The following is a 19,363-nucleotide window of genomic DNA, read 5'->3' as shown; positions in this document are numbered from 1 at the left end:
GCTGACAAAATGAAAGTCGCATGTATTCAAATGGATATTGTCTTTGGAGATGTAGAAAAAAATATTGAGAATGCTACAAATAAAATAAGTGAAGCAATGAAAGAAAGACCCGATGTTATTGTCTTACCAGAACTGTGGACAACAGGATATGATTTAACTAGGTTTTCTGAAATTGCAGATAGGGATGGATTAGAAACGAAAGAAAAGCTAAAAGAGTGGTCGAAACAATATGGTGTACATATTGTCGGTGGTTCTATAGCGAAGCAAACAGATCAAGGTGTTACAAATACAATGTATGTTGTAACTAATAAAGGTCAGCTAGTCAATGAATATAGTAAAGTGCATTTATTTCAGCTCATGGATGAACATAAATATTTAATCGCTGGAAATAGTACAGGCGAATTTAAGTTAGATGATATAGAGTGCGCTGGTACAATTTGTTATGACATTCGTTTTCCGGAGTGGATGCGTGTTCATACTGCTAAAGGTGCAAAAGTTTTATTTGTTGTAGCAGAATGGCCATTAGTTCGTTTAGCACATTGGCGTTTGCTATTGCAAGCAAGAGCAGTTGAAAATCAATGTTATGTTGTTGCATGTAATAGGGCAGGAAAGGATCCGAATAATGAGTTTGCGGGTCATTCTTTAATTATCGATCCTTGGGGGGAAGTTGTTGTAGAAGCGAATGAAGAAGAATCAATTTTATTTGGAGAGCTTCATTTTGAGAAAATTAAAGAAGTACGCAAAGGAATTCCAGTTTTTGCAGATCGTCGTCCAGAATTATACAAATAAAATGTTGACAAGTGATTTTTATTCTTGGTATAGTCTTCAACATAAAGTTAAAAATTCAAAAAATTATACAACTCTTATCAAGAGCAGGTGGAGGGATTTGGCCCGATGAAGCCCAGCAACCGACCGTAATACCATTGTGAAATGGGGCGTTTATTTACGCCAAAAGGCACGGTGCTAATTCCAGCAGAAAGTAAAACTTTCTGGCAGATAAGAGGGGAGAAGATAAACTTCAAACCTCTTTCTTTGTGGAAAGGGGTTTTTCTATTTTAGAAAAACCCCTGAATAAAAAGGGGGAGAAGACGATGGGATATTATTCATTAACTGAAACGACAGCTATACAATATGCGAAAGAACACGGTTACTTTGAAAAGAAAGCAAATGTAGTTTGTCATGAAATTGGAGATGGAAATTTAAATTACGTGTTCAAATTAGAGGATGGAGAGAAGTCTATTATAATAAAACAAGCACTTCCATATGTGAAAGTAGTTGGTGAGAGCTGGCCATTGTCTATAAAAAGAGCGACGATTGAAAGTAAAGCATTACAAATTTTTGCGAAGTATGTGCCGGAATATGCGCCGGTAGTGTATAGTCATGATGAAGAGTTAGCAGTAACTGTCATAGAAGATCTATCAAGGCTAACAATTGCAAGAAGGGGATTGATAGACGGAGAAGAGTACCCACTTTTATCTCAGCATATCGGTCGTTTTCTAGCACACGTTTTATTTCACACCTCAGATTTCGGTTTGCAGTCAGAAGAGAAAAGGGTACTAGAAGGTATATTTGTAAACCCAGACCTTTGTAAGATTACAGAAGATTTAGTTTTTACAGATCCGTTCGGTCATTATGATACGAATGATTATGAGCCGGAGTTACAACTAGCGGTGGATGAATTGTGGAGTGACAAAACTTTAAAGTTAAAAGTCGCGCAATATAAATATAAATTTTTAACGAGAAAAGAAGCACTTATTCACGGTGATTTACATACTGGTAGTATTTTTTCATCACCTTCTGAAACGAAAGTGATTGATCCGGAATTTGCAACATATGGCCCATTTGGATTTGACCTTGGTCAATTTATTGCAAATCTATTATTAAATGCTCTATCCAGAGAAGAAGAACAGAGAAGTTTGCTATTTTTCCATATCGAGAAGACGTGGAGTTATTTTGTAGAAACTTTTACGAAGTTATGGATTGGAGAAGGTGTAGAAGCATATACGAAAGAGAAACAATGGTTGCCGATTATTTTGCAAAATATTTTTAAAGATGCCGTTGGATTTGCTGGATGTGAGCTTATCCGTAGAACAATTGGCTTAGCTCATGTAGCAGATTTAGATGAAATAGAAAATAAAGAAACGAGAATTCAAGTTAAGAAACAAGCGCTATCCTTAGGTAAAGAACTAATAAAATATGAATCCAAGAACGCTGATATTCAACTGTTCCGAAAACTATTCCAACAGACAGTTTCTGGAGGGGTAAAAGCATGAGTACAATTGTTACTATTCCGAGATCTGTCAGTTGGAAAGGGGATGCTATTGCAGTATTAAATCAAACAAAGTTGCCGCATAGCACAGAATACAAAACATTAACGACGATTGAAGAGGTATGGAAAAGTATTGTCATGCTAGAAGTACGAGGAGCGCCTGCAATTGGAATTGTAGCTGCATTTGGTTTGGCGCTTACATCCAAAAAATATAACACTGTACATATTGAAGAATTTCAAAAGAAGTTTAATAGAGATTGTAATTATTTAGGTACGTCACGCCCGACAGCAGTCAATTTATTTTGGGCAATCGATCGTATGAGAGAATCGATTCGAGAAACTATTACAATAAAAGAAGCACAAAAAAAATTAGAAGAAGAAGCGCTTCTCATTCAGCAAGAAGATGAAGCGGTATGCCGGAGTATTGGAGAACATGCATTAACATGTTTTAAAGACGGTGATAACATTTTAACAATTTGTAACGCTGGAAGTATTGCAACTGCTAGATATGGTACTGCATTAGCACCGTTTTATATTGGGAAAGAAAAAGGTGTACGTTTACATGCGTATGCGTGTGAAACGAGACCGGTTTTACAAGGCGGGCGTTTAACAACCTGGGAATTGAAACAGGCAAATATTGATGTAACACTTATTACAGATAATACGGCAGCGCATGCGATTCAAAAGAAAGAAATAAATGCGATTATAGTAGGAGCGGACCGAATTGTAGCAAATGGAGATACAGCAAATAAAATTGGAACAATGAATTTAGCTATATTAGCAAAGTATTTCGATATCCCGTTCTACGTTGCAGCGCCTCTATCGACATTTGATATTACGAAACAAACAGGTGCTGAAATTATTATTGAAGAAAGAGATGAAACAGAAGTTACGAAAATTTTTGGAAAACAAGTGGCACCAATTGGAACTGATGTTTATAATCCTGCATTTGACGTAACACCGAATGAATTAATTACAGGTATTATTACCGAGAAAGGTATTATACGAGGAGATTATAAACAGGAAATTGCATCATTATTTGAAAAAACAAGCTAATACATAATAGTTTGTTTTTTTTTATGCCTAAATCTCTTCTTTGCTCTTATTTATATAATGAAAGGAGGAGAGAAAGATGGAAGAGTGGATCAGGATAGTAGGTAATGTAGGCTTTCCAATTGTTGTAACATTATATTTACTCCATCGTATTGAAAGTAAATTAGATGGGGTAATTGTTGCAATTGAGAAACTCCCTAAACAATTACTAAAGTAGGAAGGTCCTCGCGATAAAAAATAAAGTTTGCTCTTCGTGAGCAAACTTTATTTTTTATCCCGCATTAACAGGTAGTTAAAGCCTTCACTTTATTGAGCGGTATAACCACCATCGATAACGACAGCTTGACCCGTTATACCTTTCGCTTTTTCACTCGCTAAAAACATAGCATAATCAGCAATTTCTTGTACTTGTAATAAGCGTTTTTGTGGTACAAGTGGATAAATAACATCTTCTAAAACATTTTCAAGTGGTACATTTCGTGTAGTAGCTAAATCTTGAAGTTGATTACGTACGAGAGGGGTATCGACATAACCAGGACAAAGCGCATTAATGGTAATTCCGTGAGTAGCGCCTTCTAAAGCAGCCACTTTTGTTAATCCAATTACACCATGTTTGGCGCTATTGTAGGCGGATTTTCCTGCAAATCCAACGAGACCATTAATGGAAGCGACATTAATAATTCGGCCATACTTTTGTTTTTTCATGATTGGGAAGGCATGCTTAATTGCGATAAAAGGAGCGATTTGCATAATTTTAATAAGCAGTTCGAACTTTTCGGTTGGAAAATCTTCAATGGGTGAAACGTGTTGCATTCCTGCGTTGTTAATTAATATATGTAATGAACCGAAATGAGTAACTGTTTGAGAAATTGCTGCTGCAATCTCTTCTTCGGATGTAACGTCACATTTTAAACCGATAGCTTGATAGCCTTCTTTTTGTAATTGTTTAGCTGCTTCTTTCGCCCGCTCTTCAAGACGATCGGTAATGACAACTTTTGCACCTTCTTTTGCAAAAGCGTTTCCCATTTCATAACCAATCCCACTTGCAGCACCTGTTAAAAAGACAACTTGATTTGTAACCATGATGAAAAACATCCCTTCGTAATAAAGTTCTCATATTGCTCTATTTAGAGAGTGGATAATAAAAATCCTGCAAAGATTTGGAAAAATATTGTTAGCTATCTTGTTTTACAAAATAGTCTTTGCTATACTATTTTGTAAAGCAAGATACTTACGCTTATCTATCTTGTAAAACAAGATAGTGGGAGGATTTGAGTTATGTCGACAAGTCAAATGCTGAAAGGGATTTTAGAAGGGTGCTTACTTGCTATTATTTCTGAAGGTGAAATATACGGTTATGAAATGAGTGAAAGGCTAGCGAAGTATGGTTTTACAATGGCAAGTGAGGGAAGTATTTATCCGTTATTAATACGAATGCAAAAAGAAGGATTAATAACGAGTATAATGAAGGAATCTCCATCTGGTCCAAAGCGAAAATATTATACATTAACAGAAAAAGGCGAGGAAGCACTTAATGAGTTTATGGATCGCTGGGAAGCGATGCAAAGTAGTGTAGGGCGTCTACTTGAGGGGAAAGGGAGAAAAAAATAATGCTATCAAGTGAAGCACGAAAGTTTTTATTAGATATGAGATTATTTTTAGCGGCAAAGAGTGTGAAAGAAAGCGACATTGAAAGCTTTATCGAAGACGCAGAACTTCATTTAATAGAAGGTGAGACTGATGGGAAAAGTGTAGAAGAAATTTTCGGAAGCTCACCGAAAGAATATGCAAATGAACTTGTAAAAGTGATGGAAAGAGATAGGAAGGAAACGTGGAAGCAAATTGGTTTTACAGTAATGAATATCGTTTCGTTTTGGATTATTGCTTCTATCCTAATAGTGAATAACGGATTATTACAGATGTCACTTATTCAGTGCGTTGGGTATAGTTTTTCATTGATTTTAGTTGTTATGGGTCCTAATTTTTTACTTCGTAAAATGACCTTCGTAACAAGTTTTACAAAAACATGGTTTGCTATGTGGTCTTTAGTCATGATTGTACCAATGTTTCTAATAGGGGCTGTAACGATATTAGATGTGATATATCCTACAAAAATATTTATATTCACTCAAACGCAAAGCTATATATTAGCTGGAGGTATATTTATCATCACAGTAGCGATAAATATATATTTTGATGGATGGTTTAAAAACTTATATTTAATTATTCCACTTTCTATTATGTTAGTGTTTCAAACATTTACATCGGAAGACCTCGTGCCAATGTTATTTCAAATTATATGTTTATACGGAAGTTTGTTTATTTTAATTTTCCTTGAAATTATGATGAAGACGAATAGAAGAGAAACGGTTAAATAAGGGAGGGATAAAAGTGTTATCGAATGAAGGACAAAAATTTTTAGATGATACCCAAGGGTATTTACGAACCAAGGGCATTAGAGAAACTGATATTATTTCCTTTATAGAAGATGCGGAATTACATTTAATAGAAGGTAAGAAGAAGGGAAAGACGGTAAGTGATATATTCGGTCATGCTCCAAAAGAATATGCTAATCAACTTGCGGAAGAGATGGATATAGATAGAAAAGGTAATTATAAGTTATTGCTTTACTTTATTATAAATTTATTGGCTTTCACGATGATGAAGAGTGTATTCTTTAGTGAAGCCGACCATCGCTTGTCTTATTCTTTAATTGAATTAATCGGATATCCGATTATGATTTCTGCAGGAATTACTGTATTAATATGGGGGATGAGAACAGCAGCATTTAAGCGTAAACGAACTGAATTTTTAATTATGTATATATCAGGTGCGATATGGTTTCTATCAATTTTTAGTATTGCATTGTTAAATAATTTTTATGGTACTACATTTATTAAATTTACTGTTATAGAAAGCTTCACTCTTGTTGGTGTAGTAGTTCTTTTAGCGACTGTAATAAATATTAAATTTGGCGGTTGGTTTACTTTGTCATATTTACTAGTTCCAATTGTATTAGAATATGCATTTGGAATGATAGATGTATCAAGTGTTATTGGAATGTATGTACAACAAATAATTCTTTTCATTGTTATTTATATGCTTTTAAAAATTCATATCAAATTAGAAAAAAGAGAAGTATACGAATAAGCAAGAGGGACAGTTATTTATAAATATGAGGGATTGATTTCTAAGATTGACTATACTGTTTTCACCAAAAGAAATACATGAGGATTATTTTAATATTTTATTAGGTGATAAGCCTGAAGGTATCTTTTAAAATTAATAGGAAAGTGGCTGCTCTGGACATGAAAAAAATTATTTCCAAAGAAATACTATATTTTGATTTTAAGAGAGATTACGCTTAGATGTATAGTGTATCCTTTGCAGCCGTGAATTGGTTTGTTGATTAAATAAATTGTTTTAAACAGTAATAGGACAGTTACTGTTTTTTTCTTTGCAATAAAGAGCTTTGTAAAGAGAGCTCTTTTTGTTCGTTTGTTAATAAGGAATGAATATGGACATTTTCAGGACGAGGTACGATAGGGTACATAAGATTTGTTGGAGAAGGATGGTGCTCCGAGCCAGTTGGGGAATGAGGATCTGCGTGAGTAAGTTTCCCATGAATACGTCTTGTAAATAAAATATGACCGACTTCGTGAGCGAGCGTATATATATTTTTCATGGGAGCAGCTGAATTTGTTAAAACGATATAACCAGTAAGTTGCTGTTGTTTTGCTAAAGAGTAAGCGCAGGCAATTACGGCTGTTTCTTTGAAATAATCACTGCCAATATAACAAATGTAAAGGTCGCATTCAGGAGCTTCATTTACACAGGTTTGGAAAAAGGATGCTAATTTTTCCTGACTTTGAATAGAATTTTTATAACTAATTTCACGGTCAGAAAAACGGAAAAGTTCATTTAAAATAATTACGTCTTGAATTTGAAATGTAATGGGGTGCCAAATTGATTCTGCAACTGCTAAATCTTTTGCGATACGGTCATCAGAAATATTGGCGCCTGGAGTAATGCAAATACATATATTGACGTATGGATCCATAAGGAACACCTCAACTGAAAAAATTCTTTCTATAATATATGTTGGGAAAAGACCCTATGTATGGATAAACGCCTTGTTTATTACAAGTCGAAAAAATTTCATAGTTCTATAACGTAGTGTGATCGTCTTTTTGATATAGTAAAGGAAAGGGGGAGAATATATGTATACTTTAAAAATCGTTTCAGACAGAGAAGCTCTTTATCAATTTGCAAGTTATATAAGAGTTGTGCAAGGGGTGGAAGATGTATATGTAGAGGTGGGAGAACCTTTATATGAACATCCATTAATGAAGTTTTATGTACATATTAAGCTAGAGGAAACATATGAGCAACATAAAGCGTTACAAGAAATAGCAAGATTAGTAGAATTAGGGCGTTTTACATATGTCCATTATCGTAATGATGAAATTGAAGAAGCTTTTGAAGCTGTAAAATATGAAAGTTTTAAGAAATAAAGGTGAAAAAAGGAGGCGAAAGCTTCCTTTTTTTCTTTAAAATTACATCAACAAAAGGAGAAGAATTTTGTTATGATAAGGAAGGGTGAGGAAAGGAGAGTTTACATATTGGGGTATATTGAAGAGTTACGCAAAGTCGTTGGTACAAGGCCGCTTATTCTAGTAGGATCAGCAATTATTATCTTAAATGATAATCAAGAAGTATTGCTTCAATATCGTTCAGATACATATGATTGGGGTGTACCTGGCGGAGCGATGGAGCTAGGAGAAACGACAGAAGAAACTGCTCGCAGAGAACTATTTGAAGAGACGGGACTAAATGCGAAAATTATGCAATTTATCGGGGTTCTTTCGGGAAAAGAAGTGTACTTCCAATATCCAAATGGAGATGAAATTTTTAATGTCATTCATCTGTATCAGGGGCATCATGTGAGTGGAGAATTAAGGCTTGACCATGAAGGATTACAGCTTCAATATTTTCCGGTAGATAAGTTACCGAATTTGAATAAAACAACTGAGAAGATTTTACAAAAATTCCTATACGCATTAACAGAATAGAAGGTTAATTCCTTCTATTTTTATTATATTAAATATTTTGATTTTTTAGTATGTTTATAGTATGATAGATGTAGACATACATCTTATGGAATTTCACCTAAAAACTGACTAGGGTACATAAGAGAGGGGCAAGTACAAAATGCATAATGTTGTTATTACAGCTGCAGTTCGTTCGCCAATTGGAACTTTTGGAGGAGCGCTAAAAAATGTAACGCCAGTAGAATTAGCGGTTCCTGTACTTCAGGAAGCTGTAAAACGAGGCGGGGTAGAACCACATGAAGTTGATGAAGTAATTTTAGGTCATTGTATTCAAAGAACTGATGAAGCAAATACTGCAAGAACAGCTGCATTAGCGGCAGGATTTCCTGACACAGTTACGGGTTATACAATCCAACGCCAATGTTCTTCAGGTATGCAAGCAATTATGTCAGCTGCAATGCAAATTCAATTAGGTGTAAGTGATGTTGTTATTGCAGGTGGAGTAGAAGCAATGAGTTCAAGCCCTTATGCATTGAAACAACACCGCTGGGGACAACGTCTACAGCACGGAGAAATTCGTGATACGGTGTGGGAAGTATTAGAAGATCCAATCCATCATATTATGATGGGGGAAACTGCGGAAAACTTAGTTGACCAATATGAAATTACAAGAGAGGAACAAGATGAAGTTGCGCTTCGTAGTCATACATTGGCACTGCAAGCAATCGAGTCTGGATACTTTGACGAGCAGATTGTTCCTATTACGATAAAAGAACGTAGAAAAGAAGTAGTATTTTCGAAGGATGAACATCCACGTGCAGATATTACAGCGGAAAAATTAGCAGGATTAAAACCAGCTTTCCGTAAAGATGGATCTGTAACGGCAGGGAATGCATCTGGCCTTAATGATGGAAGTGCGGTTCTAGTATTAATGAGCGAAGAAAAAGCGAAAGAAAAAGGCTTACAACCGTTAGCTAGAATTGTTGGATATTCAGTAGCTGGAGTAGATCCGAAAATTATGGGTATTGGACCAGCACCAGCAATTCGTAAAGGATTAGAAAAAGTAGATTGGTCATTAGAAGATGCAGATTTACTTGAAATTAATGAAGCTTTCGCTGCACAATACCTAGCTGTAGAGAAAGAATTAGGTTTAGATCGTGAAAAGGTGAATGTAAACGGTAGTGGTGTAGGACTTGGACATCCAATCGGTTGTACAGGAGCTCGTATTACGGTAAGTTTAATTCATGAATTGAAAAGACGCGGGCTAGAAAAAGGAATTGCCTCTCTATGCGTCGGTGGCGGTATTGGGGTAGCATTATTTATAGAAGCACTATAAAAAAGAAGCAGCAATCGCTGCTTCTTTTTTTTAAGAATCAAATAAATGATGAAATAATCGGTCACGATTTTCAAAGAAAAGTTTCGTCGTTTGGTAATGCTCGGTGTCTTCTAATGTGGATTCGTGAATCCCTTCTTGTGTTAATGAGTATATAGTAGATTCAGGATAAGCCATTAAAATAGGAGAATGCGTCGCGATAACAAATTGTGAACCTTGTTCCGCTAGTTCATGCATTCGAATGAGCATGGAAAGTTGTCTCATTGGTGATAGAGCGGCCTCAGGCTCATCTAAAATGTATAAACCTTGTCCTGAAAAACGATTCATAAATAATGAGAAAAATGATTCACCATGTGATTGTTTGTGGAGTGAGGTACCACCATATGAGTCAATAATTGGATTTCCGCGTGCTTCTAAATCAGCATCCATTTCATCAATATAAGAAGCAACGTTATAAAATGATTCAGCGCGAAGAAAGAAACCGTCATTTGGTGTATTGAAACTTTTGGAAATTCGAAGGTATTCATGTAAAGATGAATGTGAATCGTTTGTGCTAAAGCGGAAATTCTTCGTTCCACCTTCTGCATTAAATCCTAAAGCAATAGCAATTGCTTCGAGTAATGTTGATTTTCCCGTTCCGTTTTCTCCAATAATGAATGTTACATTTGGGTGGAATGCTAGCGATTGTAAAGTTCGGATAGCGGATAAACAGTAAGGATATGCGGAAAAACTAGGGATATGTTCTTTTTTTAATGTGACATTTTTTAAAAAGGGTACGTCAATCAATATATAAACCTCAATTCATAACAGATTTTGATTCTAAAAAAGAAGCAAATACAAGGGTAAGACAACTTGCGAATAAAATTGTATATTGAAGTGCGCCAAAACCGAGACCTTCCCAGCCCCAAGACATTCTCTTCCATATAAATATGAAAAGAACACTCATAAAGCCAACGAGAGCAGGAAGGTATTTTATAATTTTTAAGTGCTTCCACAGAAAAAAGCCGATGTATGTAAATACAAAGAAGATAAGCGGAATGAGAAAAAAGGCAAGTGTTAATGACACGTGAACTCCTCCTTATTTTCTGAATATTTCATGTGGATTATAACATGTAAACTATCATATTCCAATGTGAAAATAAATATTGCATGAAGATCAATTCTCTCGTTATGATAGATGGTATTCTATTGAAAATATGAAAAGGAGTCAACGCATGCCGTTTACATTCGCACATCCAGCAGCAATTCTTCCTTTTGCGAAAAAGCATTCTCAATATATTTCAGTAACGGCTCTTATATTAGGGAGTATGGCGCCTGATTTTGAATATTTTTTACACTTTAGACCGTATGGTGTTATTGGCCATACATGGCTTGGGTTTTTATATTTAAATTTACCGCTCGTATTTCTGTTAGCATACATATATCATTACATTTTAAAAAAGCCGTTTATAACACATTTACCTAAACCATTTGCTGGCTATTATACATATGCAGTAGATGAGAGGTGGGGGCTTCATACATGGAAGGATTTCTTTGTATTTTGCTATTCCGCTTTATTTGGTATGCTCACGCATGTCGTGTGGGATGCGTTTACTCATCATACAGGCTACTTCGTTGTGCAAATACCATCGTTACAAAGAGCATTATATAGTATTCCAGTGTATAAATATATGCAGCACGGGAGTACATGCGTTGGTTTATTATTACTAGTACATGTACTATGGAAGTATAAAGATGAAACAGGGGAATCTATTATGATAGCTTCAGAAAAAAGGAAGTATTGGGTTTCGGCAATCATTGTGGCAGCTATTATATTTATCGTCCACGCATTCGTAAATCCCTATTTTCATATTTTCCAAATAGGAGGTATAATAGTATCTGGACTGACAAGTTCATTTTGTGGGCTTCTCATTGTTTCTATAGTTTACAAAGCAAGGGACTAATTAATATTAATGAATGATAGTGTTAGGAGAAATTATATGATGAAAGCATGGAAAAATATTTTTGTTTTATGTAGTTTTCTTCTTATGTTAAGTGGTTGCTTCCATCAAGAAGAAAAGAAAGTTGAACCGAAGAAGAAAGAATCTATTCCTGAAACAAAAGAATATGGTGGACGTGAGCTGAAAAAAGTAGGACAAAAAGTGAAAGAAACAGGGTGGGGTACTTTTAAGTTAGAACAGATTCAATCTGTGAATCAAACATTTGAAGTAGCACCAATGAAAATTCACATACAAGATGTGAAAGTAATCTCTTTATCGCAGATGAGTAAAGATGCAAAAAATACATTAAAAGTATATACGGCATTAACTCCGGAAGAAGTAAAGCGTAGATTAGGAGATAAAGTAAGTCAAGAAGATGCAGAGTTATATGCATCGATAAGTGGTACAGAGATTAGTGATACGATTCGTTACGCTGAAATTACATATAAGGTGGAAAATAGCGGGAATAAAAATATACAATTTTTCTCTATGAATGATGTTACGATTAATGATAAGCAACATTTTAAAGTAGCAACTCAAAACTTTTTATATGATGAAGATACGCTCGTTGGTACAAAAAATGTATCAAGGGAAGACTATAAGCCTGGTGAAACAAGAGATGGTATTATCGGCTTAATACTTGATGATGGAAAAGAAAAGGTAAAGGATATTAAGTTTACAACAGATAATGTAGTCGTAGCAGATACAGAAACGCAAGATGTTGTAAAAGAGGCACAAACTTTTAATATCTCACTTTCTGAGTAAGATGTTTTAAAAACATGTAAGAAAAAACAGTCAGCGCTTAAACTATTATGCTGACTGTTTTTTCTGTTCTTTTATGTATGAATCTACACTTTGAAAAGGTACCTTAATTTTAAACGCATCTTTTTGTTCATTAAATTGCTTTTCATTATAAGGACCAAAACGTTTATTATGCTTTACGTCAATAATCCAATAATGCTCACTTTTTTTATTTGCAATAGCTGCGTCAGGGTTATTCGGATCTGACTTTTCCTCAATTTGTTTTGCAATAATGTATTTATCATCCCAAGCAATGTCTGTAATTTTTGCAGGAATGTATTGTGTGGCGTATACAGCGTCTTGCGACGGGAAAAGTTCAAATGCATTTCCAGAAGTACGTATGAGTTCATATTCATCGTTAATCGTATAAGTTATATGATTTGTATTTCCAGCACAACCGGCTAATAGGAATGCGACGAATAGGATTATCCATTTTTTCAATATGGGAACCTCCTTTACAATGCTGTTGTAACACATTGTACAAGAAAAGTAAGAGAAACGCTAGTTTACAATGTTTTTTAGAAGTGGTACGATGAGACGGGTAAAGAAGGATATGAAGGAGTCGACATAAAATGAAGTTAAAGATGCATCGTCCAGCGCTTGTAATGAATCGCATAGGTGCTTCCCTAATTGATATGTTTCTAATCTCGGTTATGTATGGTGCAGTAGTAGCTGTTATGACCGGAAATTATAGTGCTATTTTTAATCGCTTTAATATTAGTTTTGGCGATTATAGATATGATCTTGCAGTAGTTTTTATATTAATGGCGATATATTTTATTTTGGTACCCTTTATTTGGAACGGTGTTACACTTGGTAAAAAGGTAACGAGAATAAAATTAATTTCATTGAAGAGTGAAAAGATAACGTTACAAACACTAATTATACGATTTTTTGTATTGTTATTACCGAACATATTACTACTTGGAATTCCGATATTATGTAACGTATATATGATGTTATTCCGCAAAGATAATTGTGGTTTTCAGGATTTAATTACAAAAACGAAAGTGATAAGTCTTGTATAATAAAAACAGAGACCTTTTTATACATAAAATAAGAAGGTCTTTTTTTATTATACAAATATATTTTAAAGGATATATAATAGGAAAAAAGTTATTCCATATCATTATTAATTTAAATAGATCGAAAATTAAGAAAATGTTATAATAATTTAAATAATATCTATATATAATAAGGGGGAAATTGAAATGACTGGAGGTAGCGTAATCTTTTGGGGGATTTTAATTTTCATCGGTTTAGTTTTCGATCAGCGTAATAGTAAGAAAAAAGAAGAAGTAAAAAAGTAATCGCTTACAAATAAATAAGAAACTTTTCTTGCTTGCAGACTAATCTCATAAAGGAGTATACTGAATGACGGTAAGACTTATAGAAGGGGTAATGAAAATGAAGCTTGCAGGGAAAGTTGCTATCGTAACTGGCGGTGGCATCGGTATGGGACGTAATACAGCTCTTTTGTTGGCTAAACAAGGCGCAAAAGTAATTGTGACGGACATTGATCAAGAAAGTGGACAAGCAACAGTGGAGGAAATTACGAATCTAGGCGGAGAAGCACTTTTTGTATCCTATGATATGGGAAAGCAAGGAGATTGGCAACGCGTTATCAGTATTACTTTGAATGCATTTAGTCGTATTGATATGCTTTTTCAAAATGCTGGTTTATATAAAATAGATTCTATTTTTTCTCGCCAACAAGAGAACGATTCCAATGTACTTTGTATTAATGACGTTTGGATAGAGATAAAACAATTAACGTCATCTTTTATGAAACAGCAAGAAGAAGTGGTGCTGAGTGACTTACCGATTTTCGGTATTATTGGCACGAAAGGACAATCATTTCATACAGTAGAAGCCCTCGTATAATAATGAAAACCGCCCTCAAAATATGTGGACGGTTTTTTTGTATGTTATATAGGGAAAAATTATTTTTTAACGAATACATTGTTCAGTTTGACTATCAAAGAAATGTGCTTTATTCAGATCAAATGCTAGTTTAATTTGATCTCCAGGTGAAAATGTATGTCTTGCATCAACACGTGCTGCAAAATCTTGATCTCCAAGTTTCATATATAAAATAGATTCAGCACCTAGTAACTCAGCAACTTCGATTTTTGTTGTGAAGGCAGTAGATTGTGAAGCTTCTAAAAATAAGAGTTCATCATGAATGTCTTCAGGACGAATACCTAAAACAATTTCCTTATTTACATAGCCTTGTTCACGTAACATCTTCATTTTTCCTTCAGTTACTTTGACCTTTAATGAATTATCTATAACGAAATCGGTTTCAGTTAATTTACCACGGAAGAAATTCATTGCTGGTGAGCCAATAAATCCACCAACGAAAATATTTTCAGGTGTTTCATATACTTCTTTTGGAGTTCCGATTTGTTGAATCTTTCCGTCTTTCATAACAACGAGACGTGAAGCCATTGTCATTGCTTCTGTTTGATCATGTGTTACGTAAATTGTTGTCGTTCCAAGACGGTGATGTAATTTAGAAATTTCTGAGCGCATTGCAACACGTAATTTAGCGTCTAAGTTGGATAAAGGCTCATCCATTAAGAACACTTTCGCGTCTCGAACAATTGCTCTACCTAACGCAACACGTTGACGTTGTCCACCAGATAACGCTTTCGGTTTTCTATCTAAATATTGTTCCAGTCCTAAAATTTTTGCTGCATCTTTCACGCGACGATCGATTTCATCTTTTGGTATTTTTCTAAGTTTTAATCCAAATGCCATATTATCATACACACTCATATGTGGATATAAAGCATAGTTTTGGAAGACCATTGCGATATCGCGATCTTTTGGAGGGACATCATTCATTAGCTTACCATCAATTGAAAACTCTCCTTTTGAAATATCTTCAAGTCCAGCTACCATTCGTAATGTTGTAGATTTTCCGCATCCAGAAGGACCGACAAATACGATAAACTCTTTATCTTGAATGTGTAAATTAAAATCTGTTACAGCGGTTACATTATTATCATATATTTTATAAATGTTTTCTAATTTCAATTCTGCCATGGTATTGCCCCCTAGAAAAAATTATGCAAACGTTTTCTTTGAATTTATTATAAACTAATAGATTCAAAAAATAAACAAAAAAATAAAACGTTTTCATTTATTAGAGGAATATTAGTAATTTGCGTATATTTTCTTAGAAAAATAAGAATAAAAGTTGTAAGCGCTATTTTAAATTAAGATAGAATCTGTTATCATTCATTAATGAAAACGTTTGCGCCTTAAAAAGAGAAAATCGAATTATTAATGAAATGGGGTAGCATAATGGAAAAACAGTGGTGGAAAGAAAGTGTAGTATATCAAATTTATCCTCGTAGCTTTATGGATAGTAACGGTGATGGTATTGGGGATCTTCGTGGGATTATTTCAAAGTTAGACTACTTAAAAGAATTAGGGATTGATGTCATTTGGTTATCACCGGTCTATGAATCGCCAAATGATGATAATGGTTATGATATAAGTGATTATTGTAAAATTATGAATGAGTTCGGAACGATGGAAGATTGGGATGAGCTACTACATGAAATGCATGAACGCAATATGAAACTTATGATGGACTTAGTTGTTAACCATACTTCTGATGAACATAATTGGTTTATTGAATCACGTAAATCAAAAGATAATAAATATAGAGATTACTATATATGGCGTCCTGGAAAAGAAGGAAAAGAGCCGAACAACTGGGGAGCAGCTTTTAGTGGATCAGCATGGAAGTATGATGAAATGACAGATGAATATTATTTACATCTGTTTTCTAAAAAACAGCCGGATTTAAATTGGGATAATGAAAAGGTAAGACAAGATGTTTATGAAATGATGAAGTTTTGGTTAGAAAAAGGAATTGATGGCTTCCGTATGGATGTTATTAATTTTATTTCTAAAGAAGAGGGATTACCAGCTGTTGAAACGGAAGAAGAGGGGTATGTTTCAGGTCATAAGCATTTTATGAACGGTCCAAACATTCATAAATATTTACATGAAATGAATGAAGAAGTATTGTCTCATTATGATATTATGACGGTTGGTGAAATGCCTGGTGTAACGACAGAAGAAGCGAAAATGTATACTGGAGAAGAACGAAAAGAACTGCAGATGGTATTCCAATTTGAACATATGGATTTAGATTCAGGAGAAGGCGGGAAATGGGATGTAAAACCATGCTCACTCCTTACTTTAAAAGAGAATTTAACGAAGTGGCAAAAAGCATTAGAGCATACTGGATGGAATAGCCTGTATTGGAATAACCATGATCAGCCTCGCGTTGTATCTCGTTTTGGTAATGATGAAATGTATCGCATTGAATCTGCGAAAATGTTAGCGACGGTGCTTCATATGATGAAAGGAACACCGTATATTTATCAAGGAGAAGAAATCGGAATGACAAACGTTCGATTTGAATCGATTGATGAATATCGAGATATTGAAACATTAAATATGTATAAGGAAAAAGTGATAGAGCGCGGTGAAGATATAGATAAAGTGATGCAGTCTATTTATATAAAAGGCCGAGATAATGCTAGAACACCGATGCAGTGGGACGATCAGAATCATGCTGGATTCACAACAGGTGAGCCTTGGATTACGGTAAACCCTAACTACAAAGAAATCAATGTGAAACAAGCGATCCAAAATAAAGATTCAATTTTTTATTACTATAAAAAATTAATTGAGTTACGTAAAAATAATGAGATTATTGTGTATGGATCATATGATTCAATATTAGAGAATAACCCTTCTATTTTTGCATACGTAAGAACATATGGAGAAGAAAAACTTCTTGTCATTGCAAACTTTACGGCGGAAGAATGTGTATTTGAAATGCCTGAGGACATTAATTATAGTGAAGCAGAGGTATTCATACACAATTACGACGTAGAGAATGGATCGATAGATAACATGACATTACGTCCGTATGAAGCGATGGTATTTAAATTAAAATAAAAAAAATCCTTATACCACTTGGTATAAGGATTTTTTATTACCATTTTAAGATTGAGAATCCATATGGAGGAAGTGTAACTTGTAATACATTTGCTTCCGCTGAAAATTCTTCGTTTGTATAAATGTTAATGATTTTCTTTCCAGTAACATGGAGAGGGAGGGAAGCAGTAATTTCACTATCAGTCGGATTTAAAACGAAAAAGATAGTTTCGTCTTCATACGTTTTCGTATAAGAAATATAATTATATTCATCATTTGCTTCGATGAATTGGAAAGTACCATGCCCTCCAAATGCTTTATATTGCTTTCGTAATGAAATTAATGTTTGTACATGTGTAAATAATAGATGATCTTGTTCTTTCGTATCCCAAATCATACATTTGCGGCAAGCTGGGTCCATACCGCCGTCCATACCAATTTCGTCTCCATAATAAATACAAGGAGAGCCGATGAAAGAAAGGTGGAATACATAAAGTAATTTTAATTTATTTTTATCTCCGTTACATGTTGTCAATATTCTTGGTGTATCATGGCTGTCTAATAAATGAAACGCTGCTTCATTTACGTTCATAGAGTAGGAATGGAGGGATTCTGTAATTTGTTTCATAAATTCATTTGCTTTAATGGAATCGTTAGCAAAGTAAGACAGTAGAGCGTTTGTAACAGGATAGCTCATTACAGCATCAAATTGATCTCCTTGTAGCCATGGAAGTGCATCGTGCCAAATTTCTCCTAAAATATATACTTCAGGATTTAATGTCTTTATCTCACTTCGGAATTCTCTCCAAAAGCTGTGGTCGACTTCATTTGCTACATCAAGGCGCCAACCGTCTATATTAAATTCTTTTACCCAATAACGCCCTACTTCAAGTAAATACTCTTTTACATCAGGGTGTGCTGTATTTAATTTAGGCATATACGGTGTAAACGCGAAAGTATCATAATTTGGAAGTGGCTCAGTTCTAATTGGAAACTCATGAATATGGAACCACTCTTTATATGCTGACTGCTCACCATTTTCTAGTACGTCTTGAAATTTATCGAAAAAGTATCCACTATGATTAAACACGGCATCGAGCATTACTTTTATACCGTGTGTATGACATGCCTGAACGAGTTCTTTGAACGTTTCTTTTGTGCCAAATTGCGGATCGATTTCCATGTAGTCAATTGTGTCATATTTATGGTTTGAATGTGCTTTGAAAATAGGGGTGAAATATATTCCTGAAATTCCAAGCTTCACAAGGTGATCAAGGTTTTGAATAATACCAGCAAAATCTCCGCCGAAAAAATTAGTTGGAGTTGGCTCAGCGCTACCCCAAGGAAGAGTATTTTCTGGATTTAGTGCACGATCTCCATTAGCGAACCGTTCTGGGAAAATTTGATACCAAACGGTGTCTTTAATCCAAGAAGGTGCTTTGAATACATCATTTGCATGAATAAATGGAAAACAGAAAAAGTTACCAACGTCATCATTTGGAATGGTAGAGAAAAATCCTCGCTCTGCATAAATAAGCGTTTCTGTATCATTTTTTAATTCGAATCCATAACGTAAGCGCTTAAATTGTGGTTCGATGGAAATAGACCAATAATCAAACAATGTAGTAGAACCAGTTTTTTTCATCGGTGTACTTGATGAAATCCATTTCCCATCTTTCCATTCATAAGGATCACCGTAAATAAGAGTGGCGCTTTGAGCATCCTCTCTTTTCGTACGTATTCGGATGTGAATCGTTTTTTCATCATAAGCGTATGCATAGTTATCTTTTGGCCTATGATAAATGGCTTCTTTAAGCATATAGAAAATCCCCCTTTAATATCTCCATACATATTGTTCCCTTAAGTGTAATAATAAAGCATATGTTGCAAACGATTGCTTTTTGCATAG

General features: G+C 34.6%; 23 protein-coding genes and 1 riboswitch. Of the genes, 16 read left to right on the top strand and 7 right to left on the bottom strand.

Annotated elements, in window-relative coordinates; all coding sequences use genetic code 11:
- Positions 1 to 9 precede the first annotated feature (9 nt).
- The 4 genes from KZZ19_RS19675 to KZZ19_RS19660 all read left to right on the top strand — a co-directional run bounded on the left by KZZ19_RS19675 (position 10) and on the right by KZZ19_RS19660 (position 3,539).
- Positions 10 to 789 carry a carbon-nitrogen family hydrolase gene (locus tag KZZ19_RS19675; RefSeq protein ID WP_237979422.1) on the top strand — a complete coding sequence of 260 codons (780 nt, stop codon included), beginning with the start codon at positions 10 to 12 and terminating at the stop codon, positions 787 to 789.
- A 71-nt stretch (positions 790 to 860) separates the two neighbouring features.
- Positions 861 to 1,003: riboswitch (SAM riboswitch) on the top strand.
- 88 nt (positions 1,004 to 1,091) lie between these two features.
- Positions 1,092 to 2,273, top strand: coding sequence for an S-methyl-5-thioribose kinase (gene mtnK / locus KZZ19_RS19670; protein WP_237979421.1), 1,182 nt, complete (start codon positions 1,092 to 1,094; stop codon positions 2,271 to 2,273).
- Positions 2,270 to 3,325, top strand: a complete 1,056-nt coding sequence (mtnA, locus tag KZZ19_RS19665; RefSeq protein WP_237979419.1) for an S-methyl-5-thioribose-1-phosphate isomerase — start codon at positions 2,270 to 2,272, stop codon at positions 3,323 to 3,325. The genes mtnK and mtnA overlap by 4 nt, the downstream gene beginning before the upstream one ends.
- A gap of 76 nt (positions 3,326 to 3,401) precedes the next feature.
- Complete coding sequence (locus tag KZZ19_RS19660; RefSeq protein ID WP_088110387.1) at positions 3,402 to 3,539, top strand: YvrJ family protein; 138 nt, start codon at positions 3,402 to 3,404, stop codon at positions 3,537 to 3,539.
- Positions 3,540 to 3,628: 89 nt separating this feature from the next.
- Here KZZ19_RS19660 and KZZ19_RS19655 read toward each other — a convergent pair whose 3' ends face one another.
- Positions 3,629 to 4,405: a 3-hydroxybutyrate dehydrogenase gene (locus KZZ19_RS19655; protein ID WP_237979417.1), complete on the bottom strand. Its 777-nt coding sequence runs from the start codon at positions 4,403 to 4,405 to the stop codon at positions 3,629 to 3,631.
- A 195-nt stretch (positions 4,406 to 4,600) separates the two neighbouring features.
- Here KZZ19_RS19655 and KZZ19_RS19650 point away from each other — a divergent pair, with 195 nt between their 5' ends.
- From KZZ19_RS19650 to KZZ19_RS19640, 3 genes are read left to right on the top strand one after another with little or no spacing between them, the layout of a single operon-like run.
- Positions 4,601 to 4,933 (top strand): PadR family transcriptional regulator, encoded by a 333-nt coding sequence (locus KZZ19_RS19650; protein WP_237979416.1) that lies wholly within the window; start codon positions 4,601 to 4,603, stop codon positions 4,931 to 4,933.
- Entirely contained in the window at positions 4,933 to 5,700 is a 768-nt protein-coding gene (locus tag KZZ19_RS19645; RefSeq protein WP_237979415.1) for a DUF1129 domain-containing protein, read from the top strand. The genes KZZ19_RS19650 and KZZ19_RS19645 overlap by 1 nt, the downstream gene beginning before the upstream one ends.
- A gap of 13 nt (positions 5,701 to 5,713) precedes the next feature.
- Positions 5,714 to 6,472, top strand: coding sequence for a DUF1129 domain-containing protein (locus tag KZZ19_RS19640; protein ID WP_237979414.1), 759 nt, complete (start codon positions 5,714 to 5,716; stop codon positions 6,470 to 6,472).
- A gap of 292 nt (positions 6,473 to 6,764) precedes the next feature.
- Here KZZ19_RS19640 and KZZ19_RS19635 read toward each other — a convergent pair whose 3' ends face one another.
- The gene (locus tag KZZ19_RS19635; protein WP_088097601.1) at positions 6,765 to 7,382 is read right to left on the bottom strand and encodes a DUF955 domain-containing protein; all 618 of its coding nucleotides are present in this window, start codon (positions 7,380 to 7,382) and stop codon (positions 6,765 to 6,767) included.
- 160 nt (positions 7,383 to 7,542) lie between these two features.
- Here KZZ19_RS19635 and KZZ19_RS19630 point away from each other — a divergent pair, with 160 nt between their 5' ends.
- The 3 genes from KZZ19_RS19630 to KZZ19_RS19620 all read left to right on the top strand — a co-directional run bounded on the left by KZZ19_RS19630 (position 7,543) and on the right by KZZ19_RS19620 (position 9,709).
- Entirely contained in the window at positions 7,543 to 7,836 is a 294-nt protein-coding gene (locus KZZ19_RS19630; RefSeq protein WP_237979413.1) for a DUF3928 family protein, read from the top strand.
- Between the two features lie 108 nt (positions 7,837 to 7,944).
- Positions 7,945 to 8,394, top strand: coding sequence for an NUDIX hydrolase (locus KZZ19_RS19625; protein WP_000540524.1), 450 nt, complete (start codon positions 7,945 to 7,947; stop codon positions 8,392 to 8,394).
- Between the two features lie 139 nt (positions 8,395 to 8,533).
- Entirely contained in the window at positions 8,534 to 9,709 is a 1,176-nt protein-coding gene (locus KZZ19_RS19620; RefSeq protein WP_088097600.1) for an acetyl-CoA C-acetyltransferase, read from the top strand.
- A gap of 30 nt (positions 9,710 to 9,739) precedes the next feature.
- On the opposite strand, the gene KZZ19_RS19615 is transcribed toward KZZ19_RS19620, so the two are convergent.
- Together KZZ19_RS19615 and KZZ19_RS19610 are read right to left on the bottom strand one after the other, a co-directional pair.
- Complete coding sequence (locus tag KZZ19_RS19615; protein WP_237979412.1) at positions 9,740 to 10,492, bottom strand: AAA family ATPase; 753 nt, start codon at positions 10,490 to 10,492, stop codon at positions 9,740 to 9,742.
- Between the two features lie 10 nt (positions 10,493 to 10,502).
- Positions 10,503 to 10,772, bottom strand: coding sequence for a hypothetical protein (locus KZZ19_RS19610; protein WP_237979411.1), 270 nt, complete (start codon positions 10,770 to 10,772; stop codon positions 10,503 to 10,505).
- Positions 10,773 to 10,920: 148 nt separating this feature from the next.
- On the opposite strand from KZZ19_RS19610, the gene KZZ19_RS19605 reads away from it, so the two are divergent.
- The gene (locus KZZ19_RS19605; RefSeq protein ID WP_237979410.1) at positions 10,921 to 11,649 is read left to right on the top strand and encodes a DUF4184 family protein; all 729 of its coding nucleotides are present in this window, start codon (positions 10,921 to 10,923) and stop codon (positions 11,647 to 11,649) included.
- A 36-nt stretch (positions 11,650 to 11,685) separates the two neighbouring features.
- Positions 11,686 to 12,450: a hypothetical protein gene (locus KZZ19_RS19600; protein ID WP_237979409.1), complete on the top strand. Its 765-nt coding sequence runs from the start codon at positions 11,686 to 11,688 to the stop codon at positions 12,448 to 12,450.
- Positions 12,451 to 12,495: 45 nt separating this feature from the next.
- On the opposite strand, the gene KZZ19_RS19595 is transcribed toward KZZ19_RS19600, so the two are convergent.
- Positions 12,496 to 12,927 carry a DUF3997 domain-containing protein gene (locus KZZ19_RS19595; RefSeq protein ID WP_088097596.1) on the bottom strand — a complete coding sequence of 144 codons (432 nt, stop codon included), beginning with the start codon at positions 12,925 to 12,927 and terminating at the stop codon, positions 12,496 to 12,498.
- 131 nt (positions 12,928 to 13,058) lie between these two features.
- Here KZZ19_RS19595 and KZZ19_RS19590 point away from each other — a divergent pair, with 131 nt between their 5' ends.
- The 3 genes from KZZ19_RS19590 to KZZ19_RS19580 all read left to right on the top strand — a co-directional run bounded on the left by KZZ19_RS19590 (position 13,059) and on the right by KZZ19_RS19580 (position 14,370).
- Positions 13,059 to 13,514: an RDD family protein gene (locus KZZ19_RS19590; protein WP_088097595.1), complete on the top strand. Its 456-nt coding sequence runs from the start codon at positions 13,059 to 13,061 to the stop codon at positions 13,512 to 13,514.
- Positions 13,515 to 13,697: 183 nt separating this feature from the next.
- A complete protein-coding gene (locus tag KZZ19_RS19585; RefSeq protein ID WP_087954423.1) occupies positions 13,698 to 13,796 on the top strand; it encodes a flagellar motor protein in 99 nt (32 codons plus the stop codon).
- 64 nt (positions 13,797 to 13,860) lie between these two features.
- Positions 13,861 to 14,370: an SDR family NAD(P)-dependent oxidoreductase gene (locus KZZ19_RS19580; RefSeq protein WP_088097594.1), complete on the top strand. Its 510-nt coding sequence runs from the start codon at positions 13,861 to 13,863 to the stop codon at positions 14,368 to 14,370.
- Between the two features lie 66 nt (positions 14,371 to 14,436).
- Here KZZ19_RS19580 and KZZ19_RS19575 read toward each other — a convergent pair whose 3' ends face one another.
- Positions 14,437 to 15,537, bottom strand: coding sequence for an ABC transporter ATP-binding protein (locus KZZ19_RS19575; protein WP_237979407.1), 1,101 nt, complete (start codon positions 15,535 to 15,537; stop codon positions 14,437 to 14,439).
- Between the two features lie 261 nt (positions 15,538 to 15,798).
- Between KZZ19_RS19575 and malL the strand changes: the two genes are divergently transcribed.
- Positions 15,799 to 17,475 (top strand): oligo-1,6-glucosidase, encoded by a 1,677-nt coding sequence (gene malL / locus KZZ19_RS19570; protein ID WP_237979405.1) that lies wholly within the window; start codon positions 15,799 to 15,801, stop codon positions 17,473 to 17,475.
- A 37-nt stretch (positions 17,476 to 17,512) separates the two neighbouring features.
- Here the strand turns inward: malL and KZZ19_RS19565 are convergent, their stop codons facing one another.
- The gene (locus KZZ19_RS19565; protein ID WP_237979404.1) at positions 17,513 to 19,273 is read right to left on the bottom strand and encodes an alpha-glycosidase; all 1,761 of its coding nucleotides are present in this window, start codon (positions 19,271 to 19,273) and stop codon (positions 17,513 to 17,515) included.
- Positions 19,274 to 19,363: the final 90 nt, after the last annotated feature.

Origin of the sequence: Bacillus thuringiensis, from assembly GCF_022095615.2 — a bacterium.
Taxonomy (GTDB): Bacteria; Bacillota; Bacilli; order Bacillales; family Bacillaceae_G; genus Bacillus_A; species Bacillus_A cereus_AG.
The sequence above is the reverse complement of the archived record's forward strand: the minus strand, read 5'-3'. Positions and strand labels throughout refer to the sequence as shown.

What these genes read in the sequence shown, in the direction of transcription:
- KZZ19_RS19675 (WP_237979422.1), top strand. Translation starts at nt 10, where the DNA reads ATGAAAGTCGCATGTATTCAAATGGATATTGTCTTTGGAGATGTAGAA.
- mtnK (WP_237979421.1), top strand. Translation starts at nt 1,092, where the DNA reads ATGGGATATTATTCATTAACTGAAACGACAGCTATACAATATGCGAAA.
- mtnA (WP_237979419.1), top strand. Translation starts at nt 2,270, where the DNA reads ATGAGTACAATTGTTACTATTCCGAGATCTGTCAGTTGGAAAGGGGAT.
- KZZ19_RS19660 (WP_088110387.1), top strand. Translation starts at nt 3,402, where the DNA reads ATGGAAGAGTGGATCAGGATAGTAGGTAATGTAGGCTTTCCAATTGTT.
- KZZ19_RS19655 (WP_237979417.1), bottom strand. Translation starts at nt 4,405, where the DNA reads ATGGTTACAAATCAAGTTGTCTTTTTAACAGGTGCTGCAAGTGGGATT.
- KZZ19_RS19650 (WP_237979416.1), top strand. Translation starts at nt 4,601, where the DNA reads ATGTCGACAAGTCAAATGCTGAAAGGGATTTTAGAAGGGTGCTTACTT.
- KZZ19_RS19645 (WP_237979415.1), top strand. Translation starts at nt 4,933, where the DNA reads ATGCTATCAAGTGAAGCACGAAAGTTTTTATTAGATATGAGATTATTT.
- KZZ19_RS19635 (WP_088097601.1), bottom strand. Translation starts at nt 7,382, where the DNA reads ATGGATCCATACGTCAATATATGTATTTGCATTACTCCAGGCGCCAAT.
- KZZ19_RS19630 (WP_237979413.1), top strand. Translation starts at nt 7,543, where the DNA reads ATGTATACTTTAAAAATCGTTTCAGACAGAGAAGCTCTTTATCAATTT.
- KZZ19_RS19620 (WP_088097600.1), top strand. Translation starts at nt 8,534, where the DNA reads ATGCATAATGTTGTTATTACAGCTGCAGTTCGTTCGCCAATTGGAACT.
- KZZ19_RS19605 (WP_237979410.1), top strand. Translation starts at nt 10,921, where the DNA reads ATGCCGTTTACATTCGCACATCCAGCAGCAATTCTTCCTTTTGCGAAA.
- KZZ19_RS19600 (WP_237979409.1), top strand. Translation starts at nt 11,686, where the DNA reads ATGATGAAAGCATGGAAAAATATTTTTGTTTTATGTAGTTTTCTTCTT.
- KZZ19_RS19590 (WP_088097595.1), top strand. Translation starts at nt 13,059, where the DNA reads ATGAAGTTAAAGATGCATCGTCCAGCGCTTGTAATGAATCGCATAGGT.
- KZZ19_RS19585 (WP_087954423.1), top strand. Translation starts at nt 13,698, where the DNA reads ATGACTGGAGGTAGCGTAATCTTTTGGGGGATTTTAATTTTCATCGGT.
- KZZ19_RS19580 (WP_088097594.1), top strand. Translation starts at nt 13,861, where the DNA reads ATGACGGTAAGACTTATAGAAGGGGTAATGAAAATGAAGCTTGCAGGG.
- KZZ19_RS19575 (WP_237979407.1), bottom strand. Translation starts at nt 15,537, where the DNA reads ATGGCAGAATTGAAATTAGAAAACATTTATAAAATATATGATAATAAT.
- malL (WP_237979405.1), top strand. Translation starts at nt 15,799, where the DNA reads ATGGAAAAACAGTGGTGGAAAGAAAGTGTAGTATATCAAATTTATCCT.
- KZZ19_RS19565 (WP_237979404.1), bottom strand. Translation starts at nt 19,273, where the DNA reads ATGCTTAAAGAAGCCATTTATCATAGGCCAAAAGATAACTATGCATAC.